26 protein-coding genes are annotated in these 25,281 nt (G+C 40.0%); 13 read left to right on the forward strand and 13 right to left on the reverse strand.

Annotated features, from left to right (window positions below; translation table 11 throughout):
* Nucleotides 1–33: 33 nt before the first annotated feature.
* Nucleotides 34–1,185: a pyridoxal phosphate-dependent aminotransferase gene (locus PR675_RS06855; RefSeq protein ID WP_014656137.1), complete on the forward strand. Its 1,152-nt coding sequence runs from the start codon at nucleotides 34–36 to the stop codon at nucleotides 1,183–1,185.
* 51 nt (nucleotides 1,186–1,236) lie between these two features.
* Here the strand turns inward: PR675_RS06855 and PR675_RS06860 are convergent, their stop codons facing one another.
* Entirely contained in the window at nucleotides 1,237–1,581 is a 345-nt protein-coding gene (locus PR675_RS06860; RefSeq protein WP_036943916.1) for a DMT family protein, read from the reverse strand.
* Nucleotides 1,582–1,743: 162 nt separating this feature from the next.
* Between PR675_RS06860 and PR675_RS06865 the strand changes: the two genes are divergently transcribed.
* Together PR675_RS06865 and PR675_RS06870 are read left to right on the forward strand one after the other, a co-directional pair.
* Nucleotides 1,744–2,229: a GNAT family N-acetyltransferase gene (locus tag PR675_RS06865; RefSeq protein ID WP_060561077.1), complete on the forward strand. Its 486-nt coding sequence runs from the start codon at nucleotides 1,744–1,746 to the stop codon at nucleotides 2,227–2,229.
* A 127-nt stretch (nucleotides 2,230–2,356) separates the two neighbouring features.
* Complete coding sequence (locus PR675_RS06870) at nucleotides 2,357–3,139, forward strand: class I SAM-dependent methyltransferase (RefSeq protein WP_060561078.1); 783 nt, start codon at nucleotides 2,357–2,359, stop codon at nucleotides 3,137–3,139.
* Here PR675_RS06870 and PR675_RS06875 read toward each other — a convergent pair.
* Both PR675_RS06875 and PR675_RS06880 read right to left on the reverse strand, forming a co-directional pair.
* Nucleotides 3,136–3,582 carry a hypothetical protein gene (locus PR675_RS06875; RefSeq protein ID WP_004920756.1) on the reverse strand — a complete coding sequence of 149 codons (447 nt, stop codon included), beginning with the start codon at nucleotides 3,580–3,582 and terminating at the stop codon, nucleotides 3,136–3,138. The genes PR675_RS06870 and PR675_RS06875 overlap by 4 nt on opposite strands.
* Nucleotides 3,583–3,731: 149 nt before the next feature.
* Nucleotides 3,732–4,070, reverse strand: a complete 339-nt coding sequence (locus tag PR675_RS06880; RefSeq protein ID WP_004920759.1) for a GlpM family protein — start codon at nucleotides 4,068–4,070, stop codon at nucleotides 3,732–3,734.
* 361 nt (nucleotides 4,071–4,431) lie between these two features.
* Here PR675_RS06880 and PR675_RS06885 point away from each other — a divergent pair, with 361 nt between their 5' ends.
* Nucleotides 4,432–6,069, forward strand: coding sequence for a methyl-accepting chemotaxis protein (locus PR675_RS06885; protein WP_036940590.1), 1,638 nt, complete (start codon nucleotides 4,432–4,434; stop codon nucleotides 6,067–6,069).
* A gap of 144 nt (nucleotides 6,070–6,213) precedes the next feature.
* Nucleotides 6,214–7,056: an MBL fold metallo-hydrolase gene (locus PR675_RS06890; protein ID WP_014656144.1), complete on the forward strand. Its 843-nt coding sequence runs from the start codon at nucleotides 6,214–6,216 to the stop codon at nucleotides 7,054–7,056.
* 149 nt (nucleotides 7,057–7,205) lie between these two features.
* On the opposite strand, the gene PR675_RS06895 is transcribed toward PR675_RS06890, so the two are convergent.
* The 4 genes from PR675_RS06895 to icd all read right to left on the reverse strand — a co-directional run bounded on the left by PR675_RS06895 (nucleotide 7,206) and on the right by icd (nucleotide 10,601).
* Entirely contained in the window at nucleotides 7,206–7,595 is a 390-nt protein-coding gene (locus PR675_RS06895; protein ID WP_004920765.1) for a nuclear transport factor 2 family protein, read from the reverse strand.
* Between the two features lie 311 nt (nucleotides 7,596–7,906).
* The gene (locus PR675_RS06900; RefSeq protein ID WP_004920769.1) at nucleotides 7,907–8,548 is read right to left on the reverse strand and encodes a type A-3 chloramphenicol O-acetyltransferase CatIII; all 642 of its coding nucleotides are present in this window, start codon (nucleotides 8,546–8,548) and stop codon (nucleotides 7,907–7,909) included.
* Between the two features lie 261 nt (nucleotides 8,549–8,809).
* On the reverse strand, nucleotides 8,810–9,085 hold the full coding sequence (locus PR675_RS06905) for a hypothetical protein (RefSeq protein ID WP_014656146.1): 276 nt from the start codon (nucleotides 9,083–9,085) through the stop codon (nucleotides 8,810–8,812).
* Between the two features lie 262 nt (nucleotides 9,086–9,347).
* On the reverse strand, nucleotides 9,348–10,601 hold the full coding sequence (gene icd / locus PR675_RS06910; RefSeq protein ID WP_060561079.1) for an NADP-dependent isocitrate dehydrogenase: 1,254 nt from the start codon (nucleotides 10,599–10,601) through the stop codon (nucleotides 9,348–9,350).
* A gap of 805 nt (nucleotides 10,602–11,406) precedes the next feature.
* Here icd and rluE point away from each other — a divergent pair.
* The 8 genes from rluE (at nucleotide 11,407) to PR675_RS06950 (ending at nucleotide 19,387) form a co-directional block, all read left to right on the forward strand.
* Complete coding sequence (rluE, locus tag PR675_RS06915) at nucleotides 11,407–12,081, forward strand: 23S rRNA pseudouridine(2457) synthase RluE (RefSeq protein ID WP_014656147.1); 675 nt, start codon at nucleotides 11,407–11,409, stop codon at nucleotides 12,079–12,081.
* Nucleotides 12,074–12,523 carry an NUDIX domain-containing protein gene (locus PR675_RS06920; RefSeq protein ID WP_053109924.1) on the forward strand — a complete coding sequence of 150 codons (450 nt, stop codon included), beginning with the start codon at nucleotides 12,074–12,076 and terminating at the stop codon, nucleotides 12,521–12,523. Before rluE ends, PR675_RS06920 begins: the two co-directional genes overlap by 8 nt.
* Nucleotides 12,524–12,704: 181 nt before the next feature.
* Nucleotides 12,705–13,808 (forward strand): tRNA 2-thiouridine(34) synthase MnmA, encoded by a 1,104-nt coding sequence (mnmA, locus tag PR675_RS06925; protein ID WP_060561080.1) that lies wholly within the window; start codon nucleotides 12,705–12,707, stop codon nucleotides 13,806–13,808.
* 2 nt (nucleotides 13,809–13,810) lie between these two features.
* Nucleotides 13,811–14,443 (forward strand): high frequency lysogenization protein HflD, encoded by a 633-nt coding sequence (gene hflD / locus PR675_RS06930; protein WP_004920781.1) that lies wholly within the window; start codon nucleotides 13,811–13,813, stop codon nucleotides 14,441–14,443.
* A gap of 18 nt (nucleotides 14,444–14,461) precedes the next feature.
* Nucleotides 14,462–15,832 carry an adenylosuccinate lyase gene (purB, locus tag PR675_RS06935; RefSeq protein ID WP_060561081.1) on the forward strand — a complete coding sequence of 457 codons (1,371 nt, stop codon included), beginning with the start codon at nucleotides 14,462–14,464 and terminating at the stop codon, nucleotides 15,830–15,832.
* A 210-nt stretch (nucleotides 15,833–16,042) separates the two neighbouring features.
* Nucleotides 16,043–16,717: a two-component system response regulator PhoP gene (gene phoP / locus PR675_RS06940; RefSeq protein WP_004920785.1), complete on the forward strand. Its 675-nt coding sequence runs from the start codon at nucleotides 16,043–16,045 to the stop codon at nucleotides 16,715–16,717.
* 1 nt (nucleotide 16,718) lies between these two features.
* On the forward strand, nucleotides 16,719–18,176 hold the full coding sequence (gene phoQ / locus PR675_RS06945; protein ID WP_272582707.1) for a two-component system sensor histidine kinase PhoQ: 1,458 nt from the start codon (nucleotides 16,719–16,721) through the stop codon (nucleotides 18,174–18,176).
* Between the two features lie 86 nt (nucleotides 18,177–18,262).
* On the forward strand, nucleotides 18,263–19,387 hold the full coding sequence (locus PR675_RS06950; RefSeq protein ID WP_036940747.1) for a ribosomal protein uL16 3-hydroxylase: 1,125 nt from the start codon (nucleotides 18,263–18,265) through the stop codon (nucleotides 19,385–19,387).
* A 67-nt stretch (nucleotides 19,388–19,454) separates the two neighbouring features.
* Here PR675_RS06950 and pepT read toward each other — a convergent pair whose 3' ends face one another.
* The 6 genes from pepT to ssuE form a co-directional block, all read right to left on the reverse strand.
* Nucleotides 19,455–20,687, reverse strand: a complete 1,233-nt coding sequence (gene pepT / locus PR675_RS06955) for a peptidase T (protein ID WP_004920791.1) — start codon at nucleotides 20,685–20,687, stop codon at nucleotides 19,455–19,457.
* Nucleotides 20,688–20,892: 205 nt separating this feature from the next.
* Nucleotides 20,893–21,822 carry a sulfonate ABC transporter substrate-binding protein gene (locus PR675_RS06960; protein ID WP_060561180.1) on the reverse strand — a complete coding sequence of 310 codons (930 nt, stop codon included), beginning with the start codon at nucleotides 21,820–21,822 and terminating at the stop codon, nucleotides 20,893–20,895.
* Between the two features lie 106 nt (nucleotides 21,823–21,928).
* Nucleotides 21,929–23,077, reverse strand: coding sequence for an FMNH2-dependent alkanesulfonate monooxygenase (ssuD, locus tag PR675_RS06965; protein WP_060561082.1), 1,149 nt, complete (start codon nucleotides 23,075–23,077; stop codon nucleotides 21,929–21,931).
* A 24-nt stretch (nucleotides 23,078–23,101) separates the two neighbouring features.
* Nucleotides 23,102–23,857, reverse strand: coding sequence for an ATP-binding cassette domain-containing protein (locus tag PR675_RS06970; protein WP_040133239.1), 756 nt, complete (start codon nucleotides 23,855–23,857; stop codon nucleotides 23,102–23,104).
* The gene (gene ssuC / locus PR675_RS06975; protein ID WP_004920799.1) at nucleotides 23,854–24,633 is read right to left on the reverse strand and encodes an aliphatic sulfonate ABC transporter permease SsuC; all 780 of its coding nucleotides are present in this window, start codon (nucleotides 24,631–24,633) and stop codon (nucleotides 23,854–23,856) included. Before ssuC ends, PR675_RS06970 begins: the two co-directional genes overlap by 4 nt.
* Before the next feature lie 2 nt (nucleotides 24,634–24,635).
* Nucleotides 24,636–25,226: an NADPH-dependent FMN reductase gene (gene ssuE / locus PR675_RS06980; protein ID WP_060561083.1), complete on the reverse strand. Its 591-nt coding sequence runs from the start codon at nucleotides 25,224–25,226 to the stop codon at nucleotides 24,636–24,638.
* Between the last annotated feature and the right edge of the window lie 55 nt (nucleotides 25,227–25,281).

Genomic DNA, 25,281 nt, shown 5'->3' on the forward strand with positions numbered 1-25,281 from the left:
TAATGATTACTATTTTTTTTGCAAGGAAACACCATGGATCGTCGTTCTTTTCTAAAAACAAGCTCAGCCGTTATGGGCGGATTAGCTGTAAACTCTCTTTTCAATCAAGCTATTGCGGAAACAAAAACGCAATTTTTGCTTGATGCGCAACACCCTTTACTGCTTAATTTTAATGAAAATTCACTCGGCATGTCGCCAAAAGCAAAAGATGCCGTTATTGCCGCTCTACCCGGTTCATTCCGCTATCCTGATGATGCTAGAGCTGACCTAATTGCAGCACTAGGTAAACACTATGCCTTGACCGACAAGCATGTCACATTGGGAAATGGCTCTTCAGAAACCATCCAAGCTGCCGTTGCGATGCTAGCAGCAAAAGCACGCCAACAAAATCAAGGACTTCAACTTATTACGCCCGACCCAACATTCAATTACGCCGAGTTATATACTCAATCATTTGCAGGTAAAATCACTAAAGTTCCGTTAAAAGAAGATTTGTCATTCGACCTAAAAAAAATGGAACAACTTGCTGATGAATTTGATGGGTTATCAATCATTTATATCTGTAACCCAAATAACCCAACGGCGATGATCACACCAGCAAGCGAATTAAGCGAATGGATGCATAAATCTTCAGATAAACAATTTTTCATCGTAGACGAAGCCTACGCTGAATTCGTTGAAGACCCGAAATTTATCAGTGCCATTGAGCTTGTGAAACAGGGTAAAAATAACCTTGTTGTCACTCGCACCTTTTCAAAGATTTTTGCGTTAGCAGGACTGCGTGTTGGTTACGGTATCGCAACCCCTGAAGTTATTGCTGCCATTGATGCGTTTTTACCTTTAGATAATACCAATACGGCTGGCGCCGTTGCCGCTCTTGCTTCTTTGCAGGATAAATCATTTATTGCATATAGTCTGAAATCCAATAACTTATCTAGAAAAATCGTTGAAACCGCATTAGATGAACTCGGTATTACCTATGCCCCTTCACAAGCGAATTTTATCTTTCATAAAGTTAAAGGTGATGTCAAAACATACCAAAAAAGAATGGCCGATGCGCACATTATGGTTGGACGTGAATTTCCACCAGCAATGGGTTGGAGCCGTTTAACGCTAGGTACCCCCGAAGAGATGGAGCAATTTGTTATTGTATTAAAACAGTTCCGCGAGAAAGGTTGGGTATAGTCGCTCGTCTCTCCCCTATATTTAAGACAGGGGAGAGACATATTTAAGCCCTTAAAATGGGCCTTTGAAGATAAAAAAGGCGCCCGCAAAGATCAAAATAAAGCCAATAATATGGTTTATCGAAATACTCTCCCCAAGATAAAGCACAGAAAACACCACAAAGACACAGAGTGTGATAACTTCCTGCATCGTTTTTAATTCAGCTGCACTATAATATTGATGCCCTAGCCGATTGGCTGGAACCGCAAAGCAATATTCTACAAATGCAATTAACCAACTGAAAAAAATGATGCTATACAGTGGCTTATCTGTAAACTTTAAGTGTCCATACCATGCAAACATCATAAAAACATTTGAAATCACTAATAATAAAATAGGATAAGATTTAGCAAGCATTTTGGTTAACGTTGAGCAGATAATTTTGACCATTATGAGATCAAAACAAATAAAATTCATTAGAATTTATTTTTCACTCTCACTATCGACACTGCGGATCCTTATTGGTAAAACCACCTGCTATATTCATCAATAAATGAAGAGATTTTGAGGAATCGTATTATGATCCAGTACCGATTAATGGAAATAACGGATTGTGAAAAAGTTGCCCAATTGTTGCAAATTAACGCACAATCACAAGGTGGTGGGTTATTAGGTGAGTACCCTTTAGGTAAAGTTAAAGGGATGTTTGCTAGCGCAAGTCATACCGTTGTAGCCTATGAAAATGAACATATTGTTGGCGTCGTTTTTAGTTTTAGCCCTCACGCTAAAACCCTCCCTGCATTGGCGCAATATATCACCCAACACTTTGCCCCCATTATAGAAAATAATTGGTTTTACGGTCCCGTATGTATTGATACTGCATATCGAGGGAAAAGTATTCTTAAATCCCTGTATGACACGATATGTGCTAAACAGACCGGTCAACCCGTCGCATTTATTAATAGTAGTAACATACGCTCTTTAAAAGCACATCAGAAATTAGGTATGCAGAAAATTGCTGAATTTACCTTCGAGCATATTCTCTACTATTTAGTTAAACCATAAACCATCATAGCGCTACAGTTCCATTTTCCACAACACCCCCATCAAATGTACTAAGTAGTACATTTTTGTTTTCATTCCTCGTTTCTTACGTTACATTAGTAAAATAATGTTTTGAGGAGTTCTTTTTATGACTGATTTTTTAGCCGCTAATCAAAAAGCATGGGATAAGCAAGCTTTACTGCAACAGCCTTGGTCAATTCCCGTTGACTCTCCGACCATTGCAAAAGCAAAACAAGGTGAATGGCAAGTTCATTTGACGCCTTCGCCATTACCTAAAGCGTGGCTTGGCGATATAAAAGGGAAAAAAATTCTATGTCTAGCCTCAGCAGGAGGGCAACAAGCCCCTGTTTTATCTGCTGCTGGTGCTGATGTCACTGTTTTTGACCTATCAGATAAACAATTAGAACAAGATAGACAAGTTGCTATTCGTGAGAATTTAAAACTAGAAACTATCCAAGGTGATATGCGAGATCTACACGTATTTCCAGATAACCACTTTGATCTCATTTTCCACCCTATTTCTAATCTTTATATACCGGATGTAAATCCTGTTTGGCGTGAATGCCATCGTGTTTTAAATACACATGGCAAACTACTATCCAGCTTTTTTAACCCAATCGTTTTTGTCGGTGACCGTGACCCACAATATAAGGAGCAACAAATAATTAAGCCGACTTATAAAATGCCTTTTTCTGAAATAGAGGCATTAACCCAGGAACAAATCCACTTGAAACAGCAAAATCAAGAAGCTTTTGTTTTTGGCCATTCATTAACCGATTTAATTGGTGGACAAATGAAGGCCGGTTTTCAGCTCGCTGGGTTTTATGAAGATTGGCAACCTAACCCTCGATTTGTTATTGACCATTACCTGCCGACTTTTTTAGCGACATTTGCGATTAAAACCGCCTAGTCATTTAGAAATGATGAAGGCTGATTTTTTGATAAATCAGCCTGCTTGTTTGGCTGGCAATATTTTTCCCATACAAATTCAAATTGTTCTATTGGGATAATGTCATCAATTTCTTCAACAAAAGGAATGGATACCATCGTGTTACCTGACGCATTTTTATGGGAGCGCACGATAAACCGTTTAAAGCCATAGGGTAACTCATTTTTAAACCCAAATACTTCACCACAATAATAACCCGTTTCTTCACCATCCTGGGTTTTATTCAGCACATGGTAATTAACATTTCGATACTTAGCCGCCGTTGGGTAAGCGAGAAAATCTTCTACTGAGTTTTCAATTTTCTTTTTAGTGTCGAATTCTGATACTTGAGCGATATTCGTCATAATACCCGCAATATAAGCACCACCAACCATAAGCAACAGAACTAGGCTTCTTAATAACATTTTTACCACAGCGATTTTTTATAAAACGTACCTAATTACTATATTGAAATTGTAACAAAATGCGACAAATAAGTGAGCGCAGAATGAATTATTTACATTAAAAAATAATTATTCCTGATAAGTAGACATATAACACTGTCTTTTGTGAATTATTGATACATTCTCCAGAGGTAGATCAATATCGCCGCTGAGAGACACCAGACAACCGTCGCAGACCCTAAACAAAACCACGCTGAAAATTTTGTGGCGAGCCAATAGACTGTCAGTAAATACAATAGATATGGAATTAATGACCATATACCAAATAATGCGGTCTTACGTAGTGCTAATGCTCCCTGCTCTTGAACAATGATCACATGGGCGATCAAGGCAAATGTTGGGAACAAAGGTACTAAACCTGCTATATAAAATGTCTTACTTTTTGATAGTAAAGCAATAATTAAAACGGCTAATGCCCCTAATGAACACTTTAAGAACAATGAAAGCATAGTGGTATCTTATTATTTAATAACATTAACAGTTATATTATCTCTAAATATAAAAAAGTAATCAGTTATTTTTTTGCTTAGGTATATTGCTGTGCTACCAAAAAATAATCATTATGAAACAATAAGTTAATTTCAATTTCCTCGATTAAGCCCTCGTTATATTTCGGTTAGCATTCAGTTTGAATATAAAGTATACGCATTTCCTGCCGATACCATTAGGGAATACCTACACCTGACTTCTGTATGACCACCATAAGGTGTGTAGCAAATCACTTAGCGATTTGATCATCACCTTATATCAAATAAGTCGTTTATTTGTACGTGTTGAAACATGTTACCGACAGTATGTAAGGAAATAATAATGATGTTCGCGACTTCACAAAAAACTGATTCCCCTTTTTCCCGGTTCTCATTTTCAGGTCTTAAAACAACAACTCTCATTTGGATATTATCTGGATTACTGATCCTACTATTACTCTCTTCATGTTGGTTATTTTTTAGTTATCTTAAAAATTATCAAACGGCACTAGAAAGACTAGATGATATTTATCAAGAGCAGTCTGCACTAAATGATACATGGCAATCTCTTTTACAGGCTCGAAATACCTTAAATAGAGCCAGCTCAAGACATTTGTTAGTGATAAACAAAATGCAAACTGCTAATACTGATATTGATAGTTTAGTTCAACAATTTCAGGAGAAGATGAATAAAACCGAATCACAATGGGCAACTTTTACAGAATTAACACAAAATAAAAACGAATTAGCATTTAATGAGTTACAACAAAGCTATACTCAATTACATTCAGCGTTAATGGAACTATCTCTATTTTTAGTTCAAGGAAAAACTTATGAATTCTTAAATCAACCTACACAAGGTTTTCAAGATACTTTCGAACAAAATTTCAATTATTATCATCAGCAGTTAAATCAGGGTTATCATGATATCACCGCGGCAAGCGAAGAATTGTATCGCAAAAGTCTGATTGGTATTATCGCGGTGATCATTAGCCTAACATTGGTAACCTTACTCGTACGTTTAGTTCTACAACATTTATTTATTCGCCCTCTTAATCAAGTCATTGATGGCATAGAAAAAGTCAGTCAAGGGGTCCTTCACCATCATTTTGACAATAAAGGGTTAGCAGAAATTAAACTGTTGAAACAGCATGTTTCGAATATGCAGAGTAAGTTAATTAATATCGTCAAAAATATCTATTCTAATACCCATACTATCAAAGATGAGATCGGTGATATCACTCAAATGAATCAGGACCTATCTATTCGTGCAGATCAACAAGCCGCTGCTATTGTGGAAACGGCTGCAAGTATAGAGGAATTAGATTCATCCTTTAAACTTAATAGCGCCCATACTCATGAATCCTGCCAACTAATGGCACAGAACGGCATTACTATTGATAAGAGTAGTGAACTTATTTCTGACGTCGTTGAGAACATGGATGATATCGTCGATTTCTCTAAAGAGATCAGCAAAATCACATCAACCATTGATAATATTGCCTTTCAAACTAATTTATTGGCTTTAAATGCCGCAGTAGAGGCCGCCCGAGTTGGCGAGCATGGCAAAGGTTTTGCTGTTGTTGCAAATGAGGTACGTGAGCTGTCGATGAGCTGTAATCAAGCATCTAAAGAAATCAAAGTGCTGATTGATAATTCAAATGAAAAAATTCATCACTGCTTCCAATTAGCCGCTGATGCTAACGATAATATTGTGGCTATCGCAAGAAGTACCGCTAATATTAATGAAATGATACAGAACATCTCGCATGCGTCTAATGAGCAGACTCATGGTGTTGGACAAATCCATATTGCAATTAATGAACTCGATAACACCACCCAAGCGAATGCGGCAATGACGAAAGAATTGCAAGGTTCATTACAATCCTTAAAAACTCAATCTGAATTACTTGAGGAGATCATTGCGACCTTTCACATTGAACCTACCTCTACACCAACCAAATCGCATAACCAAGAATAAGCCATACTCGTCCAAACAAGGTAGTTACTCAGTAACTGCCTTTACGACTGTCTATAAAAGCATTTTTAATTGGATATTCATTGCTTTTTGTCTGATATAACAGTAAGACTAATTAGCTATTCACCAATTAAATAATGAGTAAAAATGACAATAAAAATATCTGTACTTGTTGATAACAATACCCTTATCGATAGCTACTTTTGTGGTGAGCCAGGTGTTTGCTACCATATCGAAGCTGATGGCCATAAAATTCTTTTTGACACTGGTTACTCCGATATTTTTATCGATAACGCACACACATTAGGGATAGACCTTGCTACGATCACTGATTTAGCCCTGTCTCACGGACATAACGACCATACATGGGGACTGAATCATTTAATACAGCACTACGATAGACGTAATTGCTATTTTCCACAAAAGATCCGCTTGATTTACCATCCAGATGCACTTCTTCCAAAGCAATTTGACACCAAAGTGATTGGTGCCAATATCCCCAAAGATGTATTAAAGGCTTATTTTGATAACTATGAAACAGATAAGCCGTTTTACCTTTCCGACAATGTTATATTCTTAGGGCAGATCCCGAGAAATAATACTTTTGAAGGGAAAGAACCTATTGGAACGACGATTAATGCAGACCATCAAACTATTGATGACTATGTTTGGGACGATAGTGCATTGGCAATAAAAACCACGGAAGGGTTGATTATAGTTACCGGATGTTCGCATTCAGGTATTTGCAATATTGTTGAATATGCAAAACAAGTGACAAAAATAGATAAGATAGTGACAGTCATCGGTGGTTTCCATTTACAAGAAGCCTCTGATGAGGTTTTAAATCAAACTGGGCACTATTTTAGCCAACTTAATGTCGATCAAATACATCCCTGCCATTGTACGGATTTAGCGGCTAAAATTCATCTTTCCAAGTTTGCAGCCATTAAAGAAGTTGGCGTTGGATTAGTGTTAACTTACCCTTCATAATTAAATCAAATTGAGTGACGATAAAAATCTTTTTCGTCACTCTTTATGTTTTTCAGCGAAATAACAGTAAAAAAGTCACCATTGCAACATGGCGTTAACATGATTGACTTATTTTCAATGTTTTTAGTAAATTAATGATAGTGCTATAATTAAACTCGAGAGCCAAGGTCACCATCTGCTTTTTCACCAGCAATCATGCGTGTTAATTCTTCACAACGCACGATTTTCCCTTCAGATAAATGGAAGCAGGCAAATACTTCAAATTCACTGACATCGCCGCTCTTTTTCTCAGCATGTGCAATATGTTGGGTATGTACACAGTCTTGCCCTTCGGCAATGGATTTTATGGTAATACTAATATTATTCGTGGCCTCTTTTAATACCTTAAGATGCGCAACAAATTCTTCATAATTAATTTTTTTACCGTCGACAATTTGTATGTAGTTTGGCGAAAAATATTGTTCAATCACTTCCACTGAACCAATCTCTTTGCCAAGCACATCCGTTAGAGCTTGTTCAACAAATTTTATCTTATTCATTCTTCATCCCATTTAGTTTATATATCATGATTTGATAGATATCTTGGCATCGACGTGTTATTTCAAGCTTACCTTTAAAAAATTATCATAAAATGCCTAGAAACAGATAAAAAGTGCGAACAAAAGCCGACAAAAAATATTTTATTGTTTATGGTTTTTAGCCTTTTACGGAAGGATGATATAATAATTCGGCTCACACATTTATTTGAGGGTAAACAGTCGGTTCTATGACCGCCATTGAAGATAAGTTAACTCAAAACATAATAAAACAGGGCTTCACTAGATATGAAACCCTTTAATTTAACCTGAGCTTATTTTAATTTACTGTTACACAACTCTTGTAGCCGATTAATAAAGCGTGCAACATGGAAGCCATCACAAACTGCATGATGAACCTGTACTGAGAGCGGCAATAACAGTCTATCCCCTTCTTGCTGATATTTTGCCATTGTTATAATGGGTGCAAAATAATCGGTAAAATTAGCAACATTTAAATTAAAGCTATCAAAATTAACCCAAGGTAATGCTGAAATATTTAAATGATTTTCTGGTGTTACCCCTTGAGGAAATAACTTGGTATCACTTTTATAACGTTCCATTACCGATAAATAATTCACCATAAATTGATCAATATCGGATGAGTATGGGCAACTCAGTGCTGAAAATGTCTCTGTTTCTTGATGGAATACGGTGAATTGTGGGTCGACTGAATCCCATACGATCAATTCATCATCTTTTATCGCCATTCTCAACTCATCAAATTGATTCACGGCCTGAGCAATCAGATAGATCATTACCGGATAAAACTTATACGCTGAATCATCCAATGACTTTTTTAACGTCGTGATATCAATTTTGCTTGTTAAGCTAAAACCACATGGTAAACGATGCCGATAAAACTCAAAATGCTCACGGCGAACCCAATTTTTTACATCAAATTTTGTATAGTTCATAACATATCCCTTCTGAATTTTTATTTACTAAATGACTTTAATCAGAAGGGCATTCTCTCTGTCTGGATGGATAACATTTTCCCTCCACTTTTAGCTCAAAATGCGATAGGTAATAATAATAGCAAAATTCCGCACAAACACTAAACCCTAACTAAAAACATCCATCATATTTCTAGCATGTCTAAATGATCCCGTCATTTTTATCGCTGTTGCTCACGATAATCAGCTACATTTCCCGAGTAATTCGCCTTAAGAAGCGGGTTATCTGTAGCAAAAGAGAATATAAATTATTACTACCAATACGATAAGAATAACTATACTAAAAATTATCAAGGTCATCCTTTCTTCATTATCAATCTGTTTTGCTATTACCTCTGGCTTCTCTATTTTCTCCATTTCACGTTGATACTTTGTTACTGATTGCTTCTTTGCTTCCCTGCTTTTATCAAACAGTGACAAAATAATAACCGGAAGGATAAGGACCAGAGCAATAAAACCGATAATGATTGAGAATGTAATAACAATTAGCCCATCCATAAAACTCCTGTTATTAATATGTTATTGTATTACTTTTATACCAATACAAACCAACAAATATTTTTATATCTTCCCCATATATTTTTTTCTAAGCTCTTCAATACTAGGTCTATCACTTTTGTCTTTTGGTAAATTAATTATGGTAGAAATAATATAATACCTACCTTAAGGCAGGTAACCCAAAAAGAACAATCAAATTAATTTAAGACAACAAAAAACGGGAGCCATTACGCTCCCGTTATTAATTATATTACGCAACAAATTACATATGGCTAATAATCGCGTCGCCGAACTCGCTACATTTCAGTAGTTTAGCGCCGTCCATCAGACGTTCGAAGTCATAAGTTACGGTCTTAGCTTCGATTGCGCCTTCCATACCTTTAACGATTAGGTCAGCCGCTTCAGTCCAGCCCATGTGACGTAACATCATCTCTGCGGAAAGAATAATTGAACCTGGGTTCACTTTATCCTGACCTGCATACTTAGGTGCTGTACCATGTGTTGCTTCAAACAGTGCACATTCTGAACCAATGTTTGCACCAGGAGCGATACCGATACCACCAACTTGTGCCGCCAATGCATCAGAAATATAGTCACCATTTAGGTTCATACATGCGATAACATCATATTCCGCTGGGCGCAGAAGAATTTGTTGTAAGAACGCATCAGCAATCACATCTTTGATAATGATGTCTTTGCCATTTTTTGGATTCTTAATTTTCACCCATGGGCCGCCATCAAGTAGCTCACCACCGAACTCATCTAATGCCAGTTGGTAACCCCAATCTTTAAAGGCACCTTCAGTGAACTTCATAATGTTGCCTTTATGAACCAAAGTCACTGAATCACGACCGTTATCGATAGCATATTCAATCGCAGCACGAACTAGACGTTTTGTTCCTTCTTCTGAGCAAGGTTTAACGCCAATACCACAATTTTCTGGGAAACGGATCTTAGTTACACCCATTTCATTTTTCAGGAAATTAATGACTTTATCTGCTTCTGCGCTACCTGCTTTCCACTCAATACCCGCATAGATATCTTCTGAGTTTTCGCGGAAGATAACCATATCAGTGAGTTCAGGTTGCTTAACAGGACTTGGCGTACCTTTATAGTAACGCACAGGGCGTAGACAGATATAGAGGTCGAGTTGTTGACGTAGCGCTACGTTCAAAGAACGAATACCACCGCCAACTGGGGTTGTCAGAGGGCCTTTAATTGAAACACGGTAATCACGGATTAAATCGAGAGTTTCTTGCGGTAACCAAACATCTTTACCATAAACTTGAGTAGATTTTTCGCCGGTATAGATTTCCATCCAAGAAATCTTGCGCTCGCCGTTGTAGGCTTTTTTAACTGCTGCATCAACCACTTTCAACATCGCTGGCGTCACATCAACACCAATACCATCACCTTCGATGTAAGGAATGATCGGGTTGTTCGGAACATTCAGTTTGCCTTTAGCATCAATGGTAATTTTAGCGCCTTCTGCCGGAACTACTACTTTGCTTTCCATTAACCTCTCCTTTCACTTGCGCATTTGCTTGTTAATTTTTTGTAAGAGACCTGTCAATACTACTTCAAACTTTCTCTAACGCCAATGGTTAGTCGTTCAAGGTTTTATGCGGATCGCATTAAACGTACTAACTGACTCACATTTTTTGTTGATTTAGTTAACACATTTCCCATTAAATCAACAAGGTACGATAAAAGTCTAATCTTAAAGAAATTACGTAACCAAGATGTTGCTTCGATGATTTAGTGAATAAATGAATAGTTGTTGAAAAAAGAGACTATTTGCAGTTTATCTTAAATGCTATTAAGAAAAATTCGTTTTGCTCACATAAACTAGGTTTATTAAAGCAATTTATCATTGTAAATTAATAGGTTTTAACAGATTTAATGATTTTAAAGTTTTTTATTATATTATTTGTTTTTTTTAATTAATAACCACTGATAAAAATAAGCTCTATTATTCTTCTATTAAGTTTATCAATAAGATAAGCTCATGCGCCTTAGATGTATAAAATTAACATCTCTAGATAGAGATACAACTTTAAATATAAAAAATTATTCTCAAGCTTAATAAATAATAAACTATCTCCGTCTCCTTATACTTTTATATCTTTCATTTTGAACTTTTTTAAATGCCCTCTTTAAATGACATTTTTTATCTTCTCTTTGTGATTGACAATAAACATCATCTCCCTCCTTGCTCTTTTGTGTCATTTTTCTTAAAAATCAACTACACTGAAAGCTCAGCCAACATTTTGTTGGCCTGTTTTTATCAATATTTAGTTAATCTGTTAAAATGGATTCTCATGTCTACATCGAATTATAAAGCTAGACCACCAGCCAGTAAGAAAGCGCCGCGCAAGTTTGGGTCAAAAGCCACCTCTGAGCATTTTCGTTCTTCATTGTCATCTCGGACTCAATCTAAGCCCCTTACGTCGCGTAAAGTTATCTTATTTAATAAACCTTTCGATGTATTACCGCAGTTTACCGATGAGCAAGGCCGAGATACCCTAAAAAAATATATTCCAATAACCGATGTTTATGCGGCTGGCAGGTTAGATCGTGACAGCGAAGGATTACTCATTTTGACTAATGATGGGAAATTACAAGCGCGTTTAACACAACCGCAAAAAAACACTAATAAAGTCTATTATGCGCAAGTTGAAGGTATCCCTGATGACGCGGCTCTTGTGAAATTTCGCCAAGGTCTGACTCTTAAAGATGGTCCGACACGCCCTGCTGGTATAGAACGAGTCAATGAACCTGATTGGTTATGGCCGAGAACCCCACCAATTCGTGAACGTAAGAACATCCCGACTAGCTGGCTAAAAATCACACTTAGTGAAGGAAGAAATCGTCAAGTTAGGCGCATGACGGCGCATATTGGTTATCCGACTTTGCGGCTAATTCGCTATCAAATTGGTGAGTATACTCTTAATAATTTAGCACCTGGTGAATGGAAGGAGATCACTCTTGTTTAAACCTCATGTTACTGTCGCAACGATTGTCCATGCGAAGGATAAGTTTTTGGTTGTTGAAGAATGGGTTAATGGCAAACCGACGTGGAACCAACCCGCAGGTCATCTAGAAGCAGATGAAACACTATTAGCCGCTGCTGAACGTGAATTATTCGAAGAAACGGGCATTAAAGGGCGACCGCAAAAACTGCTTAAAATTCACCAATGGATAGCTCCCGATAACACCCCCTTTATTCGCTTTCTCTTTGCATTGGAACTGCCTGAGCGTTGTGATACCCAGCCACAAGATAGCGATATCACTTGCTGCTATTGGGTGAGCGCGCAGGATATTTTGAACAGTGATTGCTTGCGTTCACCGCTTGTCGCCGAAAGCATACGCTGTTTTCTCGAAGGCACCCAATATCCACTTGATGTGTTATCCGCATTTGGGGAGCACTTTGGCTGATTCACGTTGTGTCACAACACGGCTGGCTCTAAGCGCTAACAGATACTTATCGTTTGCGGGTATGCCAATACCCATTTCGAGCAGAAATCATGATTAGAATATTCCCCCTGCTAACGCTGGCGTAACAAGGGTACAACATGGTAAAGTATGGGGCTTAATTTTTCCGCAGTGAGAGTATTCCATGTCAGATAACAGCCAAAAAAAAGTCATCGTCGGTATGTCCGGAGGTGTAGACTCATCCGTTTCAGCTTATTTGCTTCAACAGCAAGGGTATCAGGTTGTTGGTCTGTTCATGAAAAACTGGGAAGAGGATGATGACGAAGAGTATTGTTCCGCCGCGACCGATCTTGCTGATGCACAATCTGTTTGCGATAAATTAGGCATTGAACTTCATACCATTAATTTTGCAGCAGAATATTGGGATAATGTGTTTGAACACTTTTTGTCCGAGTACAAATCAGGCCGTACGCCAAACCCTGATATTTTGTGTAACAAAGAGATCAAATTCAAAGCCTTCCTTGAATTTGCCGCAGAAGATCTCGGTGCCGACTATATCGCAACGGGCCATTATGTGCGCCGCCGCGATGTGAATGGTAAAAGCCAATTGCTTCGAGGCTTAGATAACAATAAAGACCAAAGCTATTTTCTCTATACCCTCAGCTATGCGCAAATTGCTAAAAGCCTATTCCCTGTTGGTGAATTAGAGAAACCAGAAGTCCGCCGTATTGCAGAAGAAGTCGGTTTAGTCACCGCAAAGAAAAAAGACTCTACGGGGATTTGCTTTATTGGTGAGCGTAAATTCCGTGATTTCCTTGGGCGCTATTTACCTGCACAACCAGGCCCTATTGTGACCGTTGATGGTGAAACCATTGGTCAACACGAAGGTTTGATGTACCACACGCTAGGCCAACGTAAAGGGCTGGGTATTGGTGGTATGAAAGAAGGCTCGGATGAACCTTGGTACGTTGTCGATAAAGACGTTGAAAATAATCGCCTAATTGTTGCACAAGGGCATGAACATCCTCGTCTGATGTCAACAGGTTTGATCGCCCAACAATTAGATTGGGTCGACAGAGAGCCTTTAACACAAACACTGCGTTGTGCTGTCAAAACCCGCTATCGTCAAGCTGACATCCCCTGTACTGTCACGCCACTTAATGACGGGAAAGTTGAAGTTATTTTTGATTACCCTGTTGCAGCAGTAACTCCAGGTCAATCAGCCGTATTTTACCTTGATGAAGTGTGTCTAGGTGGCGGTATTATCGAATCTCGTATTCAGGAGTAGTTGTGGCTAAAAATTATCGCGATATCACACTTGCGCTCGCAGGCATCTGCCAAGCCAGTTACATGGTTCAAAAACTTGCACAAGAAGGTAGTTGTAACGACCATGATCTTGAAGTCATGGTCAATAGCTTAACCAACATGAATCCATCTTCCACCATCGATGTTTATGGGAATGACCCTGTCAACCTAAAAACAGGTCTTGGTGCGATGCTTGGCATGTTATCTGGCGGCAATAACGCAAGCGCATTATCCGCTGAAGTGACCCGCTATATGCTCAGTATTATCGTACTAGAACGCCGCCTCAATAAGAATCAACAAGCTATGGATAAGCTCGGGCAACGAATCGAACAGTTTGAGCGTCAAGCAAGCTATTTTGACCCTATGTCTGACGGTGTTTTTAACGCATTAGCGGGGATCTACGTGGATGTAATTAGTCCACTAGGCCCTCGGATTCAAGTGACTGGCTCCCCTGATATTTTAAAAAATTCACTGGTTCAAGCGAAAGTCAGAACACTTTTGCTCAGTGGTATCCGCAGTGCTGTGCTCTGGCAGCAAGTTGGGGGAAGTCGTCTGCAATTAATGTTTTCCCGAAGCCGTCTGAGTAATCAGGCGAAAGAAATTCTGTCTCACTTTTAAAATTTGGAGTTGCTACCAATGGAATTATCCTCACTGACCGCTGTATCCCCGATTGACGGCCGTTACGGTGATAAAGTCAGCGCACTACGCACTATTTTTAGTGAGTTTGGCTTACTGAAATTTCGCGTGCAAGTTGAAGTTCGCTGGCTACAAAAACTGGCGGCAACCGCTCAAATCAAAGAAGTTCCATCATTTGATGATGACGCAAACGCTTACCTAGATGCAATTGTTGCGAACTTCAGCGAAAAAGATGCTATGCGCATTAAAGAGATCGAGCGTACAACTAACCATGATGTGAAAGCCGTCGAGTACTTTCTAAAAGAAAAAGTGGCGCAAGTACCTGCATTACACGCTGTTTCTGAATTTATTCACTTTGCCTGTACTTCTGAAGACATTAACAACTTATCTCATGCGCTGATGCTAAAAACAGCGCGAGAAGAAGTGCTACTGCCACAATGGCGTCAAATTATTGACAAAGTTAAAGCAATGGCTCAGGAATATCGTCACCTACCTTTGCTGTCACGTACCCATGGTCAACCGGCAACACCGTCAACAATCGGTAAAGAGTTTGCGAACGTTGCTTACCGTATGGAGCGCCAATACCGTCAGTTAGAGCAAGTTGAGATCTTAGGTAAAATTAATGGTGCGGTTGGTAACTATAATGCGCATATCGCAGCTTACCCAGAAGTTAACTGGCACGAGTTTAGCGAAACATTTGTCACTTCTTTAGGTATTACTTGGAACCCATTCACCACGCAAATCGAGCCGCATGATTATATTGCCGAGCTGTTCGATTGTGTCGCACGCTTTAATACCATTGTGTTAGATTTTGACCGTGATATCTGGGGCTACATTGCACTGAATCACTTCAAACAAAAAACCATTGCTGGTGAAATTGGTTCTTCAACCATGCCACATAAGGTTAACCCTATTGATTTTGAGAACTCAGAGGGTAACTTAGGTTTAGCGAATGCAGTATTGGGCCATTTAGCGAGCAAACTGCCGGTTTCACGTTGGCAACGTGACCTGACTGACTCGACTGTATTGCGTAATCTGGGGGTTGGTCTTGGCTATTCGCTAATCGCTTATCAATCTACCCTAAAAGGTTTAAATAAATTAGAAGTTAATGAGCAACACCTGCTCGATGAATTAGACCAAAACTGGGAAGTACTTGCTGAGCCTATTCAGACCGTTATGCGCCGTTATGGCATTGAAAAACCTTATGAGAAGCTTAAAGAGCTTACTCGCGGTAAACGCGTCACGGCTGAAGGCATGCAGCAATTTATCGACGGACTTGCCCTTCCAGAAGAAGAAAAAACGCGCTTGAAAGGGATGACGCCAGCTAATTACATTGGTTACGCTGTCACTTTTATTGATGAGTTAAAATAATTTTCACCTTTTTAAGTCCTCTCTCTAAGCAAAAGTAGGCAGGAAATATCCCGCCTACTTTTACTGTTTCTGCCCATATCTTGGGTTTGTTTGCCTTTGGTTTACTTAATCACTTGTTGTAAAGCGCTTATCTTTTTACCATAGAGCTTCTAATGCTATTCTTGTTGCAATAATATCGAGCAATTCTCTCTTTTTAATGTGAGGTTTTAGATGCGTATTCTTATCGTTGAAGACAATGCTCTTCTTCGTCACCACCTAACGGTTCAACTCAAAGAGCTTGGTCATCAAGTCGATGCAGCCGAAGACGCTAAAGAAGCTGACTATTTTTTACGTGAAAGCTGTCCCGATATTGCGATGGTCGACCTAGGGTTACCTGATGAAGATGGTTTATCTATGATCAAGCGCTGGCGCAGTACACAAATCAACATTCCTGTACTGGTACTAACTGCACGTGAAAGTTGGCAAGAAAAGGTCCAAGCGCTCAATAGTGGTGCAGATGATTATGTTACTAAGCCTTTTCATCTTGAAGAGCTGGTTGCACGTATGCAAGCTCTGATGCGCAGAAATAGTGGCCTCGCCTCTCAGGTATTAGAATTAGATGGCTTCGTCATTGATTTATCAAGAAAAGAGTTCACGGTAAATGGTGAACCCGTTAAATTAACCGCTTTTGAATACACGATTATTGAAACTTTGCTACGTAATAATGGGAAAGTGGTTAGCAAAGATTCGTTGATGCGCCAGCTCTACCCTGATGCTGAGCTACGTGAAAGCCATACAATTGATGTGTTAATGGGCCGTTTACGTAAAAAAATACAGCAGTTTCATGCTAATGACGTGATAGTGACTGTCCGTGGGCAAGGCTATCGTTTTGATGTGAATGGCTAATATGCGGCTAAAGAAATTTAAATTTAAGCCTTTATCCCTGAGGGCACGCTTTTTGTGTGCGACCTCAGCGGTGATCCTCGCCCTAACGCTCTCCTATGGTATTGTCGCCATATTAGGCTATTTAATTAGTTTTGATAAAACGACCTATACCTTGTTACGTAGTCAAAGCAATCTTATTTATAGTTTAGTGCAGTGGCAAAATAACAAAATTGATATTCGCGTACCGCCTAATTTCACCTTAAATAATCCAACGTTAATCATAATATACAATGAAAACGGGCAGGTCCTATGGCGCCAACGGGAAATGCCTAACGTCGAAAACCTCATTCGCCGTGATTGGTTAAAAAAAGAAGGGTTGTATGAAATTGACACTGATATCGGTGAAACTCGCCTATTGTTACAAAACAACCCTGAATTTAACAGTAAACTTGATGATATGAACCATAATGACGAGCCGCTAACCCACTCAGTGTCCGTCAATCAATATGGTGCGACAGAAAATCTCCCACCGCTGACTATTGTGGTCGTTGATACATTGCCTCAGGACTTACAAAAAACGGGGTTAGTCTGGGAATGGTTTGGCTATGTACTGCTTGCTAATCTTATTTTAGTGATCCCTCTACTTTGGCTCGCCGCTTATTGGAGCTTGCGCCCCATTAAATCGCTCGTTTCACAAATTAGTAGCCTAGAAAAAGGTGAACGCGAGATGTTGGATGAAAATCCACCTTATGAGTTGCGTGGCTTGGTTCGAAACTTAAATAATTTGCTGACTAACGAGCGTAAGCGTTATAGCAAATATCGCACCACGCTTTCTGATTTAACCCATAGCCTAAAAACCCCTCTTGCCGTTTTACAGTCCACTTTGCGCTCACTAAGAACAGGTAAACAGATGACGATTGAGCAAGCAGAGCCTGTGATGCTTGAGCAAATTGGTCGTATTTCTCAACAAGTGGGTTATTACTTGCATCGGGCTTCTGCTCAAGGTGACAATAACCTTATGTTGCGCGAGATATCCTCAGTTCCCTCTTTGCTCGATAGTCTTGCTAGCGCCTTACATAAGGTTTATCAAAATAAAGGTGTCTCGATCACCGTTGATATTTCGCCTGAAGTGACTTGGCTAGGCCAGCCGAATGACTTTATGGAAGTGATGGGCAACATAATGGAAAACGCCTGTAAGTACTGCCTTGAGTTCGTCGAAGTGACCGCCCGTGTTGGGGATGACCATTTAGTGATCACTGTCGATGATGATGGCCCCGGTGTACCCGAAAGCCAACGTAACCTTATTTTTACGCGGGGGCAACGTGTTGATACCTTAAGGCCCGGTCAAGGCCTTGGCTTATCTATCGCCGTTGAAATTATTGACCAATATGATGGCGATATTACGATCAGTGACAGCCCGCTCGGTGGTGCACGAGTGGAAGTAACTTTTCGTCGGCAAGAAGTGAATCAAGATAATTAATCTGTGATCATCGCGCTTGTTTAACCCCTGCTATGGCGGCAAATTCAGGTATACTATCAATAGATATGTTAACGCAGGACAATAAGATGGATTATAAACTGAATCTTGACTGGCAGAGTTTTCTGGATAGTCATTGGCAGAAACGCCCTTTACTCATTAAAAATGGTTTTACACGTTTTATTGATCCTATCTCGCCTGATGAACTCGCGGGACTGGCGATGGAAGATGAGGTTGACAGTCGTTTAGTCAGCCATAAAGAAGGGTTATGGGAAGTTGCTCATGGTCCTTTTGAAAGTTATGACCACTTAGGCGAAGAGAATTGGTCTATCCTAGTACAAGCCGTTGACCATTGGCATCATCCCAGCGCGGCGTTGATGAAACCCTTTAGAGTCTTGTCTGACTGGCGAATGGATGACTTAATGATCTCCTACTCTGTTCCTGGCGGCGGTGTCGGCCCACATTTAGACCAATATGATGTTTTTATCATTCAAGGTGAAGGTCGTAGGCGTTGGCGCGTTGGGGAAAAAGTGCCGATGAAACAACACTGCCCTCACCCTGATCTTCTGCAAGTGCAACCATTCGATGCCATCATTGATGAAGAGATGGAGCCGGGGGATATTCTGTATATTCCACCTGGGTTCCCACATGAAGGTTACGCCATTGAGCCTTCTCTCAACTACTCTGTTGGCTTCCGTGCACCGAATACCCGTGAGCTTATTAGTAGCTTTGCGGATTATTTGATTTCCAATGATTTGGGGAGCTACCGCTATAGTGACCCTGACCTCTCATTCCGAGATAATCCAGCTGAAATCTTGCAGGGCGAACAAATCAAGTTACGTGAAATGATGGAGTCCATGCTCCACGACCCTGAGCTTTTCCGTAAATGGCTCGGTGAATTTATTTCACAATCACGCCATGAGCTAGACCTTGCACCGCCAGAGCCGCCTTATGAGCAAGATGAGGTGTACGATCTGCTTAAAACACAGCAAGAGACCTTGTATAAACTCAATGGCCTCAGGGCATTACGTGTCGGCGATCAATTCTTTGTTAATGGTGAATGCTTAGAAACGACTTGTTATGCTGCGGCAGATAGCCTATGCCGTTATGACGCGGTGAATGCTCAGCAGCTTGGTGATGCAATTGATGACGTGAATTTTATTGCGCTAATGACTGCGCTCATCAATAGTGGTTATTGGTACTTTGATGACTAATCAATAATATCATTCTGCACCTTATGGTGAATTCATAAGGTGCAGACTCTTAGCCTACGCCTACGGTTTAATTGCGCGCACGTTCAGCCGTCAACTCAACAATACGCATTATCACGCTTACAGCCTGCTCCATGCCCTCTTGGGTAATAAATTCATGCTTACTGTGAAAGTTATAGCCACCCGTAAAAATATTCGGGCAAGGTAGGCCTCGGTATGACAGTTGAGCGCCATCGGTTCCACCACGAATCGGCTTCACGATAGGTTCAATACCGCAATCTCTCATGGCTTGGTGAGCTATTTCAATAACATGTGGATGTTTCATTACCTCTTTATGCATATTGTAATAGCTATCATCGATAGTCAGTTCAATGTAGCAGCTTGGGTGTAATCCCTGCCCTACTTTTTCTGCAATACGGATAATATTTTTCTTACGCTCTTCAAATTTTTGGCTATCAAAGTCACGAATAATATAGTTCATTTCTGTTTTTTCAACTGTCCCCTTCATGGAGTTCAGGTGATAAAAACCTTCGTAACCATCGGTATTTTCCGGTGTTTCTTCTCTCGGTAATTCAGCGTGAATACGGTTTGCCAGTGTTAACGCATTCACCATCACCCCTTTTGCCGTACCTGGGTGTACATTATTACCCACGATTTTTATCGCTACATTCGCGGCATTAAAGTTTTCATACTCGAGTTCACCGACCGCCCCCCCATCAACGGTATAAGCCCAGCGTGCGTCAAAGACATTTAAATCAATATATTGAGCACCACGCCCTATCTCTTCATCAGGAGTAAAGGCAAGACAAATTTTACCATGTGGCACATTATTGGCCTTTAAACGCACAAATGCGGTTATTATCTCTGCTATACCTGCTTTATCATCCGCACCAAGTAAGGTTTTACCATCTGTCATGATCAATGTTTTGCCGATCATCTCATGCAATACAGGAAACATCACTGGAGATAGCACCTCATCACCAATGCCTAAAGCAATATCACCACCTCGATAATTTTCTAAAATCTGGGGGGAAACATGTTTACCAGAGCAATCCGGGGAAGTGTCTAAATGTGAAATAAAACCAATAGTAGGAACATCCCAATCAACATTCGCAGATAAACAAGCGGTCACACACCCCTGTTCTGAAAGAGCGACATCTTCAAAACCGAGCTCTCTTAGTTCCTTGACCAGTGCACGAGCAAATTTTAGCTGGCCTGTGCTACTAGGTATTGTTTTAGCATTTAATTTTGATTGTGTATCAAAAGCAGTATATTCAAAAAACCGCTCTAAAAGTTTGTCCATACGTAATTCCCCCAAGTATCAATAAGATTATTATGAGAAAGAACGTATGAACAATTCTTGTTTTAAATCACCTTTGGGGCTAATGGTGGCTTATTTCCGATAAAATAATACTGATAAGATAAATCGAGTACCACTTATTGATAAGTTTTGTCGCCTTATCAATATTTAATAAAATTTATCTTGTTATGACTTATTGTTGATAAAGTTAGGCTTTATTTGCATTAGCTTCTACTTTCCATTGTGCCTTTTTGACATCAATAGCAACAGGTATTAAACGTATCTTCGCGAAGATATTCGCAATATTTTGTTGCTCTAAAAATGCACTATCACTCATACGAATAAAACCATAATTTGTGCGTTGTAACGCTTTTAACCATATTTTTTTATCGAGCCCCGTTGATGCAGACAAAATTGCAGCCGTTGCTTGCGGGTTGGCATTTGCCCACTCACTTTGCTGGCTCAATTGCGTAATAATCGCTTCAGCGTATTGTGGTTGTTTTTCAGCAAACTGCCGACTAGCAAGGAAAAACGTATAGTGAGAAGCTAAATTTTCCCCATTCACAATTTCACGTACAGGCAAGCTTGTTTCAACTTCTGCTAAAAAAGGGTCCCAAATCGCCCATGCATCGACAGCACCTTGTTCAAAAGCCACTCTGGCATCTGATGGTGGTAAATAAACTGGCGTTATTTCGTTATATTTCAATCCGGCCCGCTGTAAGGCAGCAACTAGCAAATAATTAACATCGGAGCCTTTATTTAAGGCAACCCGCTTGCCTTTTAAATCACTTACGGATTGAATGAGCGAGTTTTTAGGTACGACAATCGCTTCTGATTGAGGGTTACTGGGGGAATGGCCTAAATATACAAAATCTGCTTGAGCCGCCTGAGCAAATATTGGTGGTGCATCCCCTGTTGCCGCAAGGTCAATACTGCCAATATTTAAGCCTTCTAGCATTTGAGGGCCTGCTGGAAACTCAATCCAGCGAACATTCACATTATATTCTTTAAATACCGGCTCTAGCGTTCCTCGATATTTAAGCAATGCTAAAATATTCGCTTTCTGATACCCAATATTAATTACTTTCGTTTCTGAATAAGCAAAACTGGTAAAGGTATACATAACCCACAATACCATCAATAAAATAAACTTTTTCACCAAGGCTCTCCTAACACGCTAAATAGTGTTGCATTGCCAACAATAATTATTGGCAAGAATCGAATAAAATAGTGAGGCTAATACCCTACACTGCCTGCTTTGGTCGCATGTGGATACCGATCGTTTCACCAAGTGACCTAACGTGTTGCGGTGATAGCGCGGCCTCTTTATCCACTAACAGCGGCATCACTAATTCTGCAAATTGATGGGCTTCGTCTAAGTGTGGATACCCTGAAAAAATAAATTTGCTGATCCCAAGCGATTGGTACTCCCTGATACGTGCCGCAACTTGCTGAGGATCGCCCACTAAAGCTGTACCAGCCCCAGAACGCACCAAGCCAATCCCCGCCCATAAATTAGGGGCAATGAAAAGGTTATCTTTTGAACCGCTGTGCAATGATTGCATGCGTTTTTGGCCGGCGGAGTCCATCCGAGAAAAGACCGATTGCGCCTTGGCAATTGTTTCATCATCAATGTGTGAAATAAGGCGGTTGGCGGCATCAATGGCCTCTTGCTCCGTCTCTCGCACAATCACATGCAACCGAATACCAAATTCCACATGATTCCCTTTAGCTTGAGCATGTCTTTTCACCGCATTAATTTTCTCACTAACCTCCGCAAGTGGCTCTCCCCATGTTAAATAGGTATCAATCTGTTCAGCGGCAATCTCCATTGCTTCTGGTGATGACCCGCCAAAATAGAGAGGAGGCCCGTATGGTTGTGCCGGAGGAAATAGCAAACTGGCATCTTCGACCTGTATATGTTCACCCTGATAATCAACCGCTTCCCCTCTCATAAGGCGTCTGTATATATCAAGGAACTCTTTAGTTACTTTATATCTGTCACTGTGATTTAAAAAAATACCATCGCCTCTGTTTTCAACAGGATCACCACCTGTCACCACATTGATTAGCACACGACCGTCAGAGAGCCTATCCAATGTTGATGTCATTCGAGCCGCCAATGTCGGTGACTGTAAGCCGGGTCTCACCGCGACTAAAAAGCGTAATTTTTGAGTGACTGAGAGTAAGGATGCCGCCGTTATCCACGGATCCTCACAACTTTTTCCTGTCGGGATCAGGACACCATGAAAACCAAGGCTATCGGCTGCAATCGCAATCTGCTGTAAATATTGGAGTGTGACAGCCCGACCACCTTTTTGAGTTCCTAAATAACGCCCTTCCCCTTGCGTTGGTAAAAACCAAAACAATTGCAGTTTTTGTTGTATCGCCATCTTGAGATTCCTTATTTTCAGTGATCAAGCAAACTTTCGCTCAGTCAACGCATTGAGTACTTGTGATTCCAAATCAATTAAAAAGGCATTGGTTAAGCTTCTGGGGTAGTTTTCGTTGATATTAATATCCAGATGCAGCATCCCTTCCTTTAGCATCAATACTCGCTCCGAGGTCCATACTGCTTCATGAATATCATGCGTGACCAAAACCACCGTAAATTGATACTGGTGCCATAATTTGATCAGCAGTTGTTGCATTTCCATACGTGTTAAGGCGTCCAATGCCCCAAAAGGCTCGTCGAGTAGTAACAAACGAGGCTGATGGATTAATGCTCTCGCTAAAGCGACTCGTTGTTTTTGTCCTCCTGAAAGTTCTTCTGGCCATTCACCCGCCTTGTCTGACAGACCCACGGAGGCTAGCACCTTAAGTGCCTCATTGTGCGACGTTCTGTTTAACCCGAGCGCCACATTTTCAATCACCGTTTTCCAAGGTAAGAGCCGAGGCTCCTGAAACATGATGCGAATATCCCCATGAAAATTGGATAAAGGCTGTTTTGCCACGGTGATCTCCCCTGATGTTGGCGAATCTAAATTAGCCAACAAACGTAATAAGGTACTTTTTCCGCAACCACTGTGCCCCACGATGGTCACGAATTGCCCAGCGGGGATAGCAAAATTGAGTGACCGTAAGACGTTATTTCCCCTAAAGCCTTTTATCACGCCCTCTAATTGAATTGGGATCCCCGTATTGGCTGCAAAACATTGTGTTTTCGTTATCATGCTGTGACCTCTTTTTTATGCCATTTGGGATGCCATTGAAGTAGAACCCTTTCGAGTAAATAGGTGAGTGTATCGGCTGTTTTTCCTAATAAGGCGTAAATAATTAAGGTGAAAACCACGATATCCGTTCTTAAAAACTCGCGAGCGTTCATCGCTAAGTAGCCGATCCCCGCATTAGCCGAAATCGTCTCTGCAACAATTAATGTCAGCCACATCAAGCCCAATGAAAAACGTACCCCTACAAATATTGCAGGTAGTGCTCCCGGGAAAATAACATGGCGAAATAGGCTATAACCGTGTAAACCATAGCTTTTTGCCATTTCAATTAATTTATGGTCGAGATGTTTAATACCATGCAACGTATTCAAATAAATTGGGAAAAAGGTTCCTAGTGCGACAAGAAATATTTTTGCCGATTCATCAATACCAAACCAAAGGATCACCAAGGGAATTAGTGCTAAATGGGGCACATTACGGATCATTTGAATGGAACTATCTAATAAGAGTTCACCTAATCGAGAAAGTCCTGTTATTAATCCCAATATTAATCCGATTGAGCTGCCAATAATAAATCCAATGCCCGCACGTAATGCACTAATTCCTAAGTTCTCCCAAAGTTCACCATTTTTTATAAGGTTCCACCCCGCACTAAAAACTTGTAGAGGCTCAGGTAATATTCGGCTCGAAAGCCAACCTGTACTGACTGAAAATTGCCAAACGATTAATAAACTCAGTGGCACTAACCAACTCAAAATAACAATACGTGAGTAGCCCATACTTAAAGCCTCATTTCATTGATTAATGGTAATTGAGTCTGATAGTTAATATGCTGAAAATAATTTTTATTTAACGTGTGATAAAAAGTCTGTAAATTACTATTTAGTCGCTCAATTATTTCTTGGGAAATAAGATATTGATGCGTATTTTCTGAATACTGAAAATGCTGGTCACTGGTATAGATGCCACTAATAATCTCTTCTGCTTTCAATGCGGTAAGTAATGGTTTAAAGGCATAATCTAATGCTAGCTGATGATGTTCACTCCCCCCTGTCATGATGGGTAATACTGTTTTATGTAATAAAGAGCGTTGAGGTAATAGGTCTATCACGGCTTTAAGTACGCCGCTGTATGAGGATTGGTAAACCGGCGACGCAATAATAATACCGTCAGCTTCTTTGACTTGTTGGATAAACTTTTGAATTTGTGCATGTTGATATTTACCCTGTAACAGCACACTCGCATCAAATTCATTCACACTTATCCGTTGAATTATCAAATTAAACTGACTCAGCCATTGTTGAGCATAATCAAGCAATGCTGATGAACGCGACTTTAGCGCGGGGCTACCTGAAATGATTAAGACATTCATATTTATCTCGCATTAAGAACTAACCGTCCTTAATCTTTATCGAGTTACTCTGATA

Origin of the sequence: Providencia sp. PROV261 (assembly GCF_028477945.1) — a bacterium.
GTDB classification, from domain to species: Bacteria; Pseudomonadota; Gammaproteobacteria; order Enterobacterales; family Enterobacteriaceae; genus Providencia; species Providencia stuartii.

Excerpts from the sequence above, each read along its gene's own strand:
- PR675_RS06860 (WP_036943916.1), bottom strand. The coding sequence starts at position 1,581 with ATGCTTGCTAAATCTTATCCTATTTTATTATTAGTGATTTCAAATGTT.
- PR675_RS06960 (WP_060561180.1), bottom strand. The coding sequence starts at position 21,822 with ATGGTATTGTGGGTTATGTATACCTTTACCAGTTTTGCTTATTCAGAA.
- pepT (WP_004920791.1), bottom strand. The coding sequence starts at position 20,687 with ATGGACAAACTTTTAGAGCGGTTTTTTGAATATACTGCTTTTGATACA.
- PR675_RS06880 (WP_004920759.1), bottom strand. The coding sequence starts at position 4,070 with ATGCTTTCATTGTTCTTAAAGTGTTCATTAGGGGCATTAGCCGTTTTA.
- PR675_RS06970 (WP_040133239.1), bottom strand. The coding sequence starts at position 23,857 with ATGATAACGAAAACACAATGTTTTGCAGCCAATACGGGGATCCCAATT.
- ssuC (WP_004920799.1), bottom strand. The coding sequence starts at position 24,633 with ATGGGCTACTCACGTATTGTTATTTTGAGTTGGTTAGTGCCACTGAGT.
- PR675_RS06855 (WP_014656137.1), top strand. The coding sequence starts at position 34 with ATGGATCGTCGTTCTTTTCTAAAAACAAGCTCAGCCGTTATGGGCGGA.
- phoP (WP_004920785.1), top strand. The coding sequence starts at position 16,043 with ATGCGTATTCTTATCGTTGAAGACAATGCTCTTCTTCGTCACCACCTA.
- phoQ (WP_272582707.1), top strand. The coding sequence starts at position 16,719 with ATGCGGCTAAAGAAATTTAAATTTAAGCCTTTATCCCTGAGGGCACGC.
- PR675_RS06895 (WP_004920765.1), bottom strand. The coding sequence starts at position 7,595 with ATGAATAAGATAAAATTTGTTGAACAAGCTCTAACGGATGTGCTTGGC.
- mnmA (WP_060561080.1), top strand. The coding sequence starts at position 12,705 with ATGTCAGATAACAGCCAAAAAAAAGTCATCGTCGGTATGTCCGGAGGT.
- PR675_RS06890 (WP_014656144.1), top strand. The coding sequence starts at position 6,214 with ATGACAATAAAAATATCTGTACTTGTTGATAACAATACCCTTATCGAT.
- PR675_RS06905 (WP_014656146.1), bottom strand. The coding sequence starts at position 9,085 with ATGGATGGGCTAATTGTTATTACATTCTCAATCATTATCGGTTTTATT.
- PR675_RS06875 (WP_004920756.1), bottom strand. The coding sequence starts at position 3,582 with ATGTTATTAAGAAGCCTAGTTCTGTTGCTTATGGTTGGTGGTGCTTAT.
- PR675_RS06950 (WP_036940747.1), top strand. The coding sequence starts at position 18,263 with ATGGATTATAAACTGAATCTTGACTGGCAGAGTTTTCTGGATAGTCAT.
- icd (WP_060561079.1), bottom strand. The coding sequence starts at position 10,601 with ATGGAAAGCAAAGTAGTAGTTCCGGCAGAAGGCGCTAAAATTACCATT.
- PR675_RS06865 (WP_060561077.1), top strand. The coding sequence starts at position 1,744 with ATGATCCAGTACCGATTAATGGAAATAACGGATTGTGAAAAAGTTGCC.
- rluE (WP_014656147.1), top strand. The coding sequence starts at position 11,407 with ATGTCTACATCGAATTATAAAGCTAGACCACCAGCCAGTAAGAAAGCG.
- ssuD (WP_060561082.1), bottom strand. The coding sequence starts at position 23,077 with ATGGCGATACAACAAAAACTGCAATTGTTTTGGTTTTTACCAACGCAA.
- PR675_RS06885 (WP_036940590.1), top strand. The coding sequence starts at position 4,432 with ATGATGTTCGCGACTTCACAAAAAACTGATTCCCCTTTTTCCCGGTTC.
- purB (WP_060561081.1), top strand. The coding sequence starts at position 14,462 with ATGGAATTATCCTCACTGACCGCTGTATCCCCGATTGACGGCCGTTAC.
- ssuE (WP_060561083.1), bottom strand. The coding sequence starts at position 25,226 with ATGAATGTCTTAATCATTTCAGGTAGCCCCGCGCTAAAGTCGCGTTCA.
- PR675_RS06900 (WP_004920769.1), bottom strand. The coding sequence starts at position 8,548 with ATGAACTATACAAAATTTGATGTAAAAAATTGGGTTCGCCGTGAGCAT.
- PR675_RS06870 (WP_060561078.1), top strand. The coding sequence starts at position 2,357 with ATGACTGATTTTTTAGCCGCTAATCAAAAAGCATGGGATAAGCAAGCT.